10 protein-coding genes are annotated in these 12,936 nt (G+C 70.3%); 8 read left to right on the top strand and 2 right to left on the bottom strand.

Annotated features, from left to right (window positions below; translation table 11 throughout):
- Positions 1 to 97: 97 nt before the first annotated feature.
- Positions 98 to 2,809, bottom strand: a complete 2,712-nt coding sequence (locus OG332_RS18595; protein WP_327414534.1) for a hypothetical protein — start codon at positions 2,807 to 2,809, stop codon at positions 98 to 100.
- 186 nt (positions 2,810 to 2,995) lie between these two features.
- Here OG332_RS18595 and OG332_RS18600 point away from each other — a divergent pair, with 186 nt between their 5' ends.
- The 3 genes from OG332_RS18600 (at position 2,996) to OG332_RS18610 (ending at position 5,305) form a co-directional block, all read left to right on the top strand.
- Positions 2,996 to 3,730, top strand: coding sequence for a GOLPH3/VPS74 family protein (locus OG332_RS18600; protein ID WP_030390041.1), 735 nt, complete (start codon positions 2,996 to 2,998; stop codon positions 3,728 to 3,730).
- Between the two features lie 264 nt (positions 3,731 to 3,994).
- Positions 3,995 to 4,879 (top strand): helix-turn-helix domain-containing protein, encoded by an 885-nt coding sequence (locus tag OG332_RS18605; RefSeq protein WP_327414535.1) that lies wholly within the window; start codon positions 3,995 to 3,997, stop codon positions 4,877 to 4,879.
- Positions 4,880 to 5,095: 216 nt separating this feature from the next.
- Entirely contained in the window at positions 5,096 to 5,305 is a 210-nt protein-coding gene (locus OG332_RS18610; RefSeq protein WP_327414536.1) for a DUF397 domain-containing protein, read from the top strand.
- 211 nt (positions 5,306 to 5,516) lie between these two features.
- On the opposite strand, the gene OG332_RS18615 is transcribed toward OG332_RS18610, so the two are convergent.
- Positions 5,517 to 6,374 carry a hypothetical protein gene (locus OG332_RS18615; RefSeq protein WP_327414537.1) on the bottom strand — a complete coding sequence of 286 codons (858 nt, stop codon included), beginning with the start codon at positions 6,372 to 6,374 and terminating at the stop codon, positions 5,517 to 5,519.
- A 120-nt stretch (positions 6,375 to 6,494) separates the two neighbouring features.
- Here OG332_RS18615 and OG332_RS18620 point away from each other — a divergent pair, with 120 nt between their 5' ends.
- From OG332_RS18620 to OG332_RS18640, 5 genes are all read left to right on the top strand, one after another.
- Positions 6,495 to 6,632, top strand: a complete 138-nt coding sequence (locus OG332_RS18620; protein WP_327414538.1) for a hypothetical protein — start codon at positions 6,495 to 6,497, stop codon at positions 6,630 to 6,632.
- A gap of 53 nt (positions 6,633 to 6,685) precedes the next feature.
- Positions 6,686 to 7,264, top strand: a complete 579-nt coding sequence (locus OG332_RS18625) for an IS607 family transposase (RefSeq protein ID WP_327414539.1) — start codon at positions 6,686 to 6,688, stop codon at positions 7,262 to 7,264.
- Positions 7,257 to 8,879 carry a transposase gene (locus tag OG332_RS18630; RefSeq protein WP_327414540.1) on the top strand — a complete coding sequence of 541 codons (1,623 nt, stop codon included), beginning with the start codon at positions 7,257 to 7,259 and terminating at the stop codon, positions 8,877 to 8,879. Before OG332_RS18625 ends, OG332_RS18630 begins: the two co-directional genes overlap by 8 nt.
- A 308-nt stretch (positions 8,880 to 9,187) precedes the next feature.
- Positions 9,188 to 9,970, top strand: a complete 783-nt coding sequence (locus OG332_RS18635; RefSeq protein ID WP_327414541.1) for an SDR family oxidoreductase — start codon at positions 9,188 to 9,190, stop codon at positions 9,968 to 9,970.
- Positions 9,971 to 10,021: 51 nt separating this feature from the next.
- The gene (locus OG332_RS18640) at positions 10,022 to 12,613 is read left to right on the top strand and encodes a bifunctional FO biosynthesis protein CofGH (RefSeq protein WP_327414542.1); all 2,592 of its coding nucleotides are present in this window, start codon (positions 10,022 to 10,024) and stop codon (positions 12,611 to 12,613) included.
- Positions 12,614 to 12,936 lie beyond the last annotated feature (323 nt).

The following is a 12,936-nucleotide window of genomic DNA, read 5'->3' on the forward strand; positions in this document are numbered from 1 at the left end:
AACACATGAGTCCACACCCGCACACGTCCCGGGTGCCAAGACGCGCCCCGGCGCCCCGGGGTTGCCCGGGGCGCCGGATCCACGCTCTCACCGGATGTCAGCCGACGCGCGTCAGCTTGCTGCCGATGCCCGGCGCCGCCAGGTCGCTCTGCAGGGCCACCGGCACCTTCACCTGGCTGGCGCCCTCCCCGACGGTCAGCACGCCGACCTCGGTCCCGGCCGTCGCGGTCTGCGGCATCTTCGCGCCGCCGTCCGCGAGCTTCACGTCGACGGTCAGCGAGGCCCAGCCGACCGCCTGCACGTCGGCGGTGGCCACGACGGGCGTCCGGCCGCCGAGACCGTCGTCGACGTAGCCCACGACCTCGCCCTTCTTGACGACGGTCGCACCGTCGAGGACCTTCTGGGTCTCGAGCATCAGCTGCTTGCTCGCGGCGAGCACGCTGTCGATGATCGGCGCCTTGTGCTGGCCGAGGACGGCTCCGACGATCAGCTGGTTGGTCTTGCCGACCTTCTTCTGGGCGGCGAAGAGGAGGTTTCCGCCGGCCTTGGTCGTCGTACCGGTCTTGATGCCGAGCGCGCCGGTGGGTCCGGTCAGGCCGTTCCAGTTCCGCCAGTTCTTGCCGGACGGGTCCACCCAGCTGGTCTTCTTCGTGATGTCCAGCAGTGCTTCCATCTCGACCAGCTTCAGGCCCAGCTTCACCTGGTCCTCGGCGGTGCTGACCGTGGTCGCGTCCAGACCCGAGGGGTCCGTGTACGTGGTGTTGGTCATGCCGAGTTCCTTGGCGGTGTCGTTCATCTTCTTGACGAACGCCTCCTGGGAACCGGAGTCCCAGCGCGCGAGCAGCCGCGCGATGTTGTTGGCCGACGGGATCATGAGGGCGGCGATCGCGTCGTACTCCGAGATCTTCTCGCCCTCCTTGACCGTGTCGAGGGTGGACTCGTTGTCGGTCGAGTTGTTCTTCTTGCCCTCGGTCTCGGCCGTCTTGTCGACGTCGATCATCGCGCCCTGCTCACCCTTCTTCATGGGGTGGTCGCGCAGGATGATGTACGCCGTCATCGACTTGGTGACGCTCGCGATCGGCACGGGCTTCTGCTCGCCGGACTGGCCGAGCGTGCCGAGGCCGGCGGCGGCCATGTAGGCCTGGCCCTCGGCGGGCCAGGGCAGCTGGGGCTTGGGGCCGTCGAAGGTGTACGAGGACTTCGCGTTCATCACGAGCTTCGGCTCGGGCAGCGGGCGCACCAGCTGCACGACGGCCAGGATGATCGCCACGAGCACGACGAGCGGGGCGTAGATCTTGAACCGCCGGACCGCGGTGCGCATCGGGCTCGGCGGCGGAGGCGGGTTGTTCGTGAGGTCCGCCAGCATGTCGAGCGGCGGCTTGGGCGGCAGCGGCTGCTGCGTGGTCCGCTCGGCCCGGTCCACGGCGGCGGGCAGCTTCGGCCGCTGCCGGACCTCGGGCGCCGGCGCGACGCTCTCCGGACGCAGCGGCACGAAGGTGCTGCCCTTGGGCGCCTCGGCGGTGGGCTCGGCCTCGGCGGGCGTGGCCTGGGCGGGCTTGGCCTGGGCCGGGGCGAACCTGGCTTCGGCCGGCTTGGCCAGGGTCGGCTTCGGGGCGGCGGGCTTGGCAGGAGCGGGCTTCGGAGTCTCCGCCTTGACCGCATCCACCTTCGGGACCCGGAAGACGGCGGTGCGCTCGCTGTCGGCGGACCGCTCGACGGCGGGCGCGGGCGCGGGCTTCGGCTTGTCCTCGGCGGGGGCCGCCGGGGCAGAACCCGGAACAGAACCGGAACCGGAACCGGAATCCGATCCGGCACGACCTCCGGCGCCGGATCCGGCGCCAGATCCGGATCCGGCATCCAGCTTCACGGCCCGGAACACGGCCGTGCGCTCGCTGTCCGCGGGCTCCTCGACGGCGGGCGCGGGCTTCGACTTCTCGGCAGCCGGGGCGGAAACCGGCTTCGGCGCCCGGAAGACGGCGGTGCGCTCACTGTCCGCGGGCTCCTCGACGGCGGGCGCGGGCTTCGACTTCTCGGCAGCCGGGGCGGAAACCGGCTTCGGCGCCCGGAAGACGGCCGTGCGCTCACTGTCCGCAGGCTCTTCGGCCGCAGGCGCAGGCTCGGGCTTGGGCTTGGGCTTGGACTTCTCCGCGGCGGCATCCAGCTTCACCGCACGGAACACGGCGGTGCGCTCGCTGTCGGCCGGCTTCTCCGCAGCGGGAGCCGCCGGGGCATCGACATCGGCATCGCGCTTCACCGCACGGAAGACAGCGGTGCGCTCACCGTCCCCGGCCTTCGGCTTCTCCGCGGCGGAACCGGAAGCGGAACCGGAAGCTGAATCCGGCTCCTCGGAACGGGCGTCCGGAACGGCCTCGCGCTTCGGCGCGGTAGCCGGCTCGTCGGCCTCGGGCTCCTCCGCCGGGGCCTCGGCACCCGCGTCCGCATCCGCATCCGCATCGGGATCCGCAACCGCATCCGCGGCCGGTTCAAGCCGTTCGGAGGTCTCCGCGGGTCCATCGACCTTGGCGACCCACGCCGCCACCGCCTCGCGCAGCGGATCCCGCTCGCCCTCGGCTCCGGCCACGGGCTCGGGCTCTGCAACGGGCTCAGGCTCGGGCTCGGCAACAGGCTCGGGCTCGGCAACGGCCTCGACCTCCGCCGCCGCCTCGACCTCCGCCTCGCCGGCGCGAGCGTCGCGGTCTTCCGGATCCCTCGGCCGGAACACCGACAGCCTCGGATCACGCTCCGCGGACGACTCCGCCGCCCCCGGCGCTCCTGCATCTACCGACTTGTCGGGGGACTCGCCCGCCACCGTTCCTCCTCCATCGCCGCCACGTCCGGCTGTCCGAATGTCTAACAGTGTCCCGTCTCGGGGGCATCGCCCCCGTGCTAGACGAGAACGACATAGCTGCGGGTTCCCCCACAAAGCGGCCACGCGCTCTCGACAGATGAATGTGAGAGGCGTCACCCTGTCACTCATCCACGCGGGGAGGCATGGATGGGCAGGAGCCGCAGAACAATTCCGGAGGAGCTTCTGCTGCTCGCCTTGGACCCGGCCACGGGTACCACGGCGCAGCCGCAGTCGCTCGACCTCGGCCTGGCCGGGGCACAGCTAGTGGAGCTGGCTCTGGCAGGACGGATAGCCCCTGATGGGGATCGTATCGCCGTGGTGATGCCACGGCCGACAGGAGATCCGACTCTGGACTCCGCACTGGAACTGCTGCGCAGGCGCGGCAGCCCGGTACGGGCCGTCCACTGGATCGGCGGACCCCGACTGGGGCTCCGTCAGATTTACCTCGCTCATCTGGAGCGCTGCGGCATGGTGCATGCCGTCGCAGGACAGATGTGCGGTGTGTTGCCGACAACTCGCTACCAGGCGACGGACACGGAGATCAGCCGGGAGATCCGAGCCCGGCTCGACAGTGCGATCCGCACCGGCGTACCGCCGGACCCGCGGACCGCGGCGCTTGCCGCACTGGCCCACGCGGTCGGACTCGGCAAGCACCTGTACCCCGGCAACGAGGGGCGGTCGTCCAGGTCCCGGCTGCGGGACCTGATCCGGCACGACCCGATGGGCGGACTCGTGGCGCATGCCGTGATGGACGTCCAGAACGGTGTGGCCGCACAGCCGCGCCGTGACCGCGCACCGGCACCACCAGCCCGGGCCACGGCGAGCAGCGTCCCGTTGCAGCCGCGCCGGACGGGTGCGATGGCCCGCGCGGCCGCGCACTGATCAACCGGTTACAACCAGTTCGGGTCCACGGATCCATCTGAGCTCCATAGCAACGCCATCGCCGTGACCGACGTCCGCAAAGACCCGGTTCGGGAGCCGCCAGCGCGCGGGGTGGCGGGGCCGGTTCGCCGACCCCGCCGCCCCGCGCGTCTGTGTTTTCCCTGCCGTTCCCCAGCGGCGGCGCCCGCTTCGGTGGCAGTCTGCTCGACATCAGACACGCAGAGAGACAGCTGCACGACAGAAGAAGGCGGAGGTGCCGTTCCCGTGGCGTCCAATGTCAATCCCACCGTCCGACGCCGCCGACTGGGCATGGAGTTGCGCAAGCTCCGCGAGGACAAGGGCATGACGGCCGAACAGGTCGCCGAGCGCCTGCTCGTCTCCCAGTCGAAGATCAGCCGGCTGGAGAACGGCCGCCGTTCCATCAGCCAGCGCGACGTCCGCGACCTGTGCGACGTGTACGAGGTCGAGGACCGCCGGCTCATCGACTCGCTCATGCAGATGGCGAAGGACTCCCGCCAGCAGGGCTGGTGGCACGCCTTCGGCGACATCCCGTACAGCGTGTACATCGGCCTGGAGACGGACGCCGCCAGCCTGCGCACGTACGAACCCCTGGTGATCCCGGGCCTGCTCCAGACCACGGAGTACGCCCAGTCCCTCGTCCGCGGTGCCTGGCCGGAGACCGCCCCGGCCGACGTGGACAAGCGGGTCCAGGTCCGGATGCACCGCCAGAAGCGGCTCTCCGAGACCGACAACAACAACCCGGAGCTCGGCCCGCTGCGCCTGTGGGCGGTCATCGACGAGGCCGCCCTGCGCCGGCGGGTGGGCGACGCCCAGCTCATGACCCGGCAGCTGGAGTACTTGATAGAGCAGTCCGAGCAGCCGCACGTCACCGTGCAGGTGATGCCCTTCTCGCTGGGCGCCCATCCCGGGGTCAACGGCCAGTACGCGATCCTGGAGTTCCCGGACGCGTCCGACTCGACGGTCGTCTACATCGAGGGCGTGACGAGCGACCTGTACCTGGAGAAGGCCAACGACGTGCAGAAGTACAGCGTGATGTACGAACACCTGCGCGCCCAGGCCCTCAACGTCGACCAGACGCGGCAGTTCATCTCCGGGATCATCGACGAATATGCGAAAAAGGGCGAATAGGGCAAATGGGGCGACCAGCGCCGTGATGTGCCGGGCGAGTGGCAGAGGGGTCGGTACGGTACACCGTCACTCCCCGGCCACATAAGGCCTGAATGGAATATGCCACTCGGTCGGGTGAACGCTTCATTCACCTATCAGGAGCTGCGGGTAGCGTCGATCAGGTCAGCCGGAAATGGCCGACAAGACACCGGAACTACTCGCTCACCGGAGAGAAACATGGCTATTCGTCAGGGCGCCACGGTCAACTGGGTCAAGTCCTCCTACTCTGCCAACGGCGCCTGCATCGAGGTCAAGTCCCCCGTCATGGAGGCCATCGCCGTCCGCGACTCGAAGGTGCAGGACGGTCCGTCCCTCACCTTCGCACCCGGTTCCTGGACCTCTTTCGTCGCCGACGTCACCGAGGGCCGGCCGGGACGCCTCGCCTGAAGATCACGGCGCGTCCCAACCGTTCCGCTCTCACAGGCAGCAGCACTGCTGCTCACCGCATGTGCACCACTGACTGGAGCCCTCTCGACCGGTCCGCCGTCTTGGCCGAGGGGGCTCGGCCATGCCCGCGTACGTACGGGCGCTCGTACGGCGACGGGCACGCGTACGGCCCCGGGCGTGGGCACGGCCGGCGCAGCGGCCAGCACAGCGGTCAGCGCAGCTGATCGACGTACCGGTCCGTCCCCGGCACCGTGGGGATGAACGGCGCCACCAGCTCCACCCGCCCCAGCCCCGCCTCGGCGACCTCCGCGTCCAGCCCCCGGAAGCGGTCCCAGCACTCCCGCGGGTCGGCCTCCAGGAACCACAGCAGCGTCAGCCGGGTACCGACCCCCTCGACCTGCTTGACGTACGTCATCCGGTCACCGGGCAGCGGGGTCGGACGGAAGACCGTCACCATCGCGGCCGGGGAGCCGTGCAGCCGCTTCGGGAGGGCGCGCGAGCGCAGCCACTCCAGCAACCCGGCCCGCTGCTCGGGCCCGTCGGCGTCGACCACCTGGACCACGAGGCCGGCGTACGGGTGGTCGAGGGCGTGGAAGTCCCGCGGGCCGGCGGCGCCGTCGCGGTAGACGGTGGCCGCGTGGTCCTGGAAGGCCGTGAAGACGTGGGTGCGGTCCTGGTAGACCCGGCCGTCGCGGTTCAGGCGCTTGTTGATGCCGACGGTCCACTTCATGTGCTCGTCGTAGCGGCCCTCGGTGACCCAGTACGTCGATATGTAGCAGCCCGCGGTGACGGGCTGGGCGACGGCCGACTTCTCGGGGTAGCGCAGCTCCTGGAGCTCGCGGGTGGCGACCCAGCGGCGGCCCGCGTACATCCAGGGCATGGCCATGGCGCCGGCGTAGTAGTGGTCGTCCTCGTACCAGCGGTTGTACGCGAACTCGTGGCCCGGGTGCGGTTCCACCAGGGTGATCAGCGCGTGCCCGGGGTGGACGCCGTAGGGGCCGACGGACGCGAGCGCGGCGTAGTCGTCGACGCGGGTGTCCTGCTGCGGTTCCTGCTCTCCTGTCGTCATGGGAACGGTCTAGCTGATGCGGCATCAGATGGGGAGGGGTCCGTCCACCACCCGATACATACATGCCGTCTACAACTTTGCCTGGCTACGATGCGCGCACCCGTCTCCGGAGGAGCGCCCGTGTCTGCTACCGCCGTGCCCACCACCACCGTTGCGCCCACCATCGCCACCGCCACCGCCGCCGTGCCCGCATCGCCGCCGCCCGCGTTCGCCGCCCGCGCCGCCTCGGTCGAGGGTCGGTCACTGCTGGTCCTTTGATTCGCTCTTGTGAGTGATAGTGCATTTGGGTGAGTGTGGTTACGGTCGGGTGTATGAACCTCAAGGAGTGGGCGAAGGCGCAGGGTGTGCATCCGCAGACCGCGTATCGCTGGTTCCGTGAGGGCGCGTTGCCGGTCCCTGCGGAACGAGTGGGGCCCCGCACGATCCTGGTCAACGTCGAGGCGAACTCGTCAGCGTCCGTGACGGGTGGCGTGGGCCTGTATGCCCGCGTTTCTTCCCACGGTCAGAGGCAGGATCTGGAACGTCAGGTCGCCCGGCTGACCGAGTGGGCCGCGGAGGCCGGGCACCGAGTGGTGCGGGTCGAATCCGAGATCGCTTCGGGCATGAACGGCAGCCGGGCAAAGGCGCGTCGTCTGCTGGCCGACCCGGCGGTGACCACTGTGGTGGTCGAGCACAAAGACCGCCTCGGCCGGATGAACGTCGAACTCATCGAAGCCGCCCTGTCCGCGACCGGCCGCCGCCTGGTGGTCCTGGACAAGGGCGAAGTCGAGGACGACCCGGTACGGGACATGGTTGAGGTTCTGACCTCTTTCTGTGCCCGCCTGTACGGCCGCCGCTCTGCGAAGAACCGGGCGGAGAAGGCTCTGGAAGCGGCGGCAGCCCATGACTGAGCAGCCGAAGAAGAGGCAGCTCCGCACCATCGACGCGCCGTTCGTGGCCCTCGGCCCGTCCGGTGTGGCGATACGCGACCGCCTCAAGCACCTCACGCCCCAGGACGAGAAGGTGTTGCGGCTTGTGGGTGAGCACCTTGGACACCTGGCGTCCCTCGACCTGGCGGCCCGCTGCGCGGATGGCAACGACCATGACGCGCAAAGGTGGGCGGCCCGCAAGCATGGCCTCACCGCCGCATCGTCGTCCCGCTGGGCCGGGTCGATCACGAAGGCCACACACGATCAGTGGGCGCTCTCCCGGCGCTGCCAGCTCGCACACATTCAATCCCTTGAGGCCGGTATCCGGACCCTGAAGCACCGACTGTCCCTACCGATCGGCGAACGCGGTACGAAGAGGGCGGCCGGCGGATACCGGTCGAAGGGCGAGTGGTTTGACAAGTCCCGCCGCCTGCAGGTCCTGGAGCACCGGCTCGATGCCGCTCGCGCCGACCGGGAAGCCGGGCGCGTGCACGTGGTGCGCGGCGGGCGACGGCTCCTCAACAACCGGCACAACCTGGAGAAAACGCAGATCACCGAGGCCGAATGGCGGCAGCGGTGGGAGGCGGAGCGCTGGTTCCTGGCCGCTGACGGCGAGTCGGGCAAACGGTTGGGGAACGAGACCATCCGCGTCACCCCCGACGGCGAAGTGCCGATCAAGCTCCCGACCCCGCTCGCACACCTGGCCAACAGCAAGCACGGCCGGTACATCCTCATGTCCAGGGTGTCGTTTCAGCACCGGGGCGAGGAATGGGCCGATCGCATCGAGGACAACCGGGCCGTCGCGTACCGCATCCACCTGGATGTCTCCCGCGGGCGCTGGTACCTCAGCGCCTCCTGGCAACGTCCGGTTGTCCAGACGATCCCGCTCGCGACCGCCCGCGCAAACGGCATGGTCGGCGTGGACACCAACGCCGACCACTTCGCCGCCTACCGCCTCGACACCCACGGCAACCCAGTAGGCGAACCGCACCGTTTCTACTACGACCTGTCCGGGTCGGCCGACCACCGAGACGCGCAAATCCGCCATGCCATCACCCAGGTACTGCACTGGACCAAGAGTGCCGGGGCCAAGGCCATCGGCCTGGAAGACCTCGACTTCGCTGCGGAGAAGACCCGTGAGAAGCACGGCCGCAGGAAACGGTTCCGGCAGCTCGTTTCCGGTATGCCGACCGGCAGGCTCAAGGCCCGACTCGTGTCGATGGCCGCCGAAGCCGGTCTTGTCATCGTCGCAGTCGATCCCGCTTACACCTCGCAGTGGGGAGGCCAGCACTGGCAGAAACCGCTGGTCACCCCACGCCGCACGATGTCCCGTCACGATGCCGCCGGCATCGCGATCGGACGACGCGCCCTCGGACACCCGATCCGGCGTCGGACGGCACCGCCCCCACACGACCAGAGTGATCGTGTGGGGCATCGGACCGTCCAGGCCGAACGCGGTGTCCGAGGACGTGAGGAAACCCGCCGCCCCGTCACGGAACATGCACACGATGCACGTGCCCGGACGGGGAAACACCAGGGAACGCGGGCGACCAGTGCATCCAAAACCGTTCGGGATGCGCGCAGTGCCAGGCAGTGAGTCCAAGACTCACTCCTGCTCACTGACTAGGAACGGTTCCCCCGTACGCGAGATCCTCGCGCTCACCGAACGACCCGGGATACGACCGCGAGCGGTTCCTCGCCTGCCTGGCGCTTGTGGCCTGGGGTGAGCCCGTGGGGTACCGGATGGTGCGGGAGGTGAGCCTTGAGCCGAGGAACGCGCCTTGGTACGGCCAGGGCGATGGGGTCACACACCACCCGCCACTCATCGGTTCCCGCCCCTTCACACCGCCGCGCCCGCGCCGTAGCCTGACGCACCGTCAGATACGCCGTGCCCGGAGGTCCGTCATGCTGCTGCAAGGGAAGACCGTCATCGTCTCCGGTGTCGGGGCCGGGCTCGGGCATCAGGTGGCCGCCGCCGTCGTACGGGACGGGGGGAATGCCGTGCTCGGGGCGCGGACCGAGGCGAATCTCGTCAAGTCCGCCGCCGAGATCGACCCCGAGGGGGCGCACACCGCCTACCTGCCGACCGACATCACCGACGAGACGCAGTGCGAGGCCCTCGCCGAGCTCGCGCGCACGCGCTTCGGGCGGCTCGACGCCGTCGTGCACGTCGCCGCCTGGGACTCGTACTTCGGGGGGCTGGAGGAAGCCGACTTCGGGACCTGGCAGCAGATCCTCGACGTCAACCTGCTGGGGACCCTGAGGATGACCCGGGCCTGCCTGCCCGCGCTCAAGGAGCGCGGGGGATCCGTGGTGATCATCGGGACGCAGTCCGCCGTCGCCGCGCCCAACGAGGTGCAGCAGGCCGCCTACGCCGCCTCCAAGGGGGCCCTGACCTCCGCCATGTACTCCATGGCCCGCGAGCTCGGCCCGCACCGGATCCGCGTGAACACCGTGCTGCCCGGCTGGATGTGGGGGCCGCCGGTGCAGGCGTTCGTCACCTTCACCGCCCACACGGAGGGCGTTGCGGAGGCCGAGGTGCACGGTCGGCTGACCCGGCGTATGGCACTGCCCGATCTCGCCACCGACGGGGACGTCGCCGACGCCGCCGTCTTCTTCGCCTCCGAGCGGGCACGGGCGATAACCGGCCAGTCCCTGCTGGTCAACGCCGGTGAGCTGATGAGATGAGCCACTCCACAGCCACTCCACCGCCGGAACGTCGGATCGTATGCTCGGCCCATGACCACTCCGAGTGACGCTCCGACCGACAACGCGATGCGCCGCGCGCTCCGGCGGGCGCGAGACGGCGTCGCCCTCGACGCGACCGAGGCGGCCGTGCTCCTCCGGGCGCGCGGCGAGGCCCTGCGGGACCTCGCCGCGTCCGCCGCACGCGTAAGGGACTCCGGGCTCGCCGCCGCCGGGCGGCCCGGTGTCATCACGTACTCGCGCAAGGTCTTCATCCCGCTCACCCGCCTGTGCCGCGACCGGTGCCACTACTGCACCTTCGTGACCGTGCCCGGAAAGCTCCGCAAGGCCGGCCACGGCCTGTACCTCTCCCCCGACGAGGTCCTCGACATCGCCCGCCAGGGCGCGGCGATGGGCTGCAAGGAAGCGCTCTTCACCCTCGGCGACCGTCCCGAGGACCGCTGGCCCGAGGCCCGCGAGTGGCTCGACGCGCACGGCTACGACGACACCCTCGCCTACGTCCGCGCCATGGCGATCCGCGTCCTGGAGGAGACGGGGCTGCTCCCGCACCTCAACCCCGGTGTCATGTCGTGGTCCGACCTCCAGCGGCTGAAGCCGGTCGCGCCGAGCATGGGCATGATGCTGGAGACCACCGCCACCCGCCTGTGGTCCGAGCCGGGCGGCCCCCACCACGGCTCCCCCGACAAGGAGCCGGCCGTACGGCTGCGGGTGCTGGAGGACGCGGGGCGTTCGAACGTCCCCTTCACCACCGGGGTGCTGATCGGGATCGGCGAGTCGTACGAGGAGAGGGCCGAGGCCTTCTTCGAGCTCCGCCGGATCCAGCGCAGCTACCACGGCATCCAGGAGGTCATCGTCCAGAACTTCCGCGCCAAGCCGGACACCGCCATGCGCGGCATGCCGGACGCGGAGCTGGAGGAGCTGGCCGCCGCCATCGCCGTCGCCCGGCACATCCTGGGCCCGAGCGCCCGGATCCAGGCCCCGCCGAACCTGGTGGACGCCGAGTACGCCCTGCTCATCGGCGCGGGCATCGACGACTGGGGCGGGGTGTCGCCGCTGACCCCCGACCACGTGAATCCCGAGCGTCCCTGGCCGCACATCGAGGAGCTGGCCGAGCGCACCCGGGCCGCCGGTTTCGAGCTGCGCGAACGCCTCACCATCTATCCGGAGTTCCTGCGGCGCGGCGAGCCCTGGCTGGACCCCCGCCTGCTGCCGCACGTACGGGCGCTGGCCGACCCGGAGACCGGGCTGGCCGACGAGACGGCCACCGTCGAGGGACGGCCCTGGCAGGAGCCCGACGAGGGGTTCGTCGCCTACGGGCGCACCGATCTGCACGCCACCATCGACACCGAGGGCCGCACCGGCGACCGCCGCGACGACTTCGACCACGTCTACGGGGACTGGGAGGCGCTCCGCGAGGCGGCGGCTCCGGGGATGGTGGCCGAGCGCATCGACACCGACGTGCGCGCCGCCCTCGCACAGGCCGCCGACGATCCCACGAAGCTGACCGACGCGCAGGCGCTCGCGCTGCTGCACGCGGACGGCCCGGCCCTCGACGCGCTGTGCCGGATCGCCGACGACCTGCGCAAGTCGGTCGTGGGTGACGAGGTCACCTACATCGTCACGCGCAACATCAACTTCACCAACGTCTGCTACACCGGCTGCCGTTTCTGCGCGTTCGCGCAGCGCCGCACGGACGCCGACGCGTACACGCTGTCGCTGGACCAGGTCGCGGACCGGGCCGCCCAGGCCTGGGACGTCGGCGCGGTCGAGGTGTGCATGCAGGGCGGCATCCATCCGGACCTGCCCGGGACGGCGTACTTCGACATCGCGCGCGCGGTGAAGGAGCGGGTCCCCGGCATGCACGTGCACGCCTTCTCCCCGATGGAGGTCGTCAACGGGGCCACGCGGACGGGGATGTCCGTACGGGACTGGCTGACGGCGGCCAAGGAGTCCGGGCTGGATTCCATCCCGGGCACGGCGGCGGAGATCCTCGACGACGAGGTCCGCTGGGTGCTCACGAAGGGGAAGCTGCCGACGGCCGACTGGATCGACGTCATCACGACGGCGCACGAGCTCGGCATCCGGTCCTCGTCGACCATGATGTACGGGCACGTGGACCAGCCGCGGCACTGGCTCGGCCACTTCCGCACGCTGGCCCGCATCCAGCAGGCCGCACGGTCCAGGGGCGTGGGCGGCTTCACGGAGTTCGTCACGCTGCCCTTCATCCACACCAACGCGCCCGTGTACCTGGCGGGCATCGCCCGGCCCGGTCCGACGGTCCGCGACAACCGCGCGGTGACGGCGATGGCGCGGCTCCTGCTCCACCCGCACATCACGAACATCCAGACGAGCTGGGTGAAGCTGGGCACGGAGGGCGCGGCCGAGATGCTCCGCTCCGGGGCCAACGACCTGGGCGGGACCCTGATGGAGGAGACCATCTCCCGGATGGCGGGGTCGAGTTACGGCTCGTACAAATCCGTGCAGGACCTGATCGCCGTCGCCGAGGCGGCCGGGCGGCCCGCGAAGGCCCGTACGACGCTGTACGGGGAGGTGCCGCGGGAGCGGCAGGACGCGGCCCGCGCCTCGGACGGGCACCTGCCGGAGCTGTTGCCGGTCCTCGACTGAGCGACGAGCCACGAGGCCGCGGGGGCGGGTGCGGTCGCGGCGGGAGTCCGGGGGCCGGGCTCCCGCCGGGGCATTGGCCGAAACCAACCGGCTCGAAGGCAAGTGGCAAAACGTGCCATGAGCCAGTCGGCGGCCGGAAGTGTTCGCAATCTGGCCGTTCTCTGATCACTTACGGGCCTCTTGGCGAACCACTTCCGGATTCGATCGAAGCTGTCCACTACAGTGCGGGTTTCGCATGCGCGGCGGGTACGAGTGCAGTGCCGGGCGCCGGGCATCGGGTGAAGTGGTCAGCGGGGGGCGCGGTGCCGGGGGTGGACGAAGTG

Origin of the sequence: Streptomyces sp. NBC_01233 (genome assembly GCF_035989305.1) — a bacterium.
In the GTDB taxonomy this organism is placed as follows: domain Bacteria; phylum Actinomycetota; class Actinomycetes; order Streptomycetales; family Streptomycetaceae; genus Streptomyces.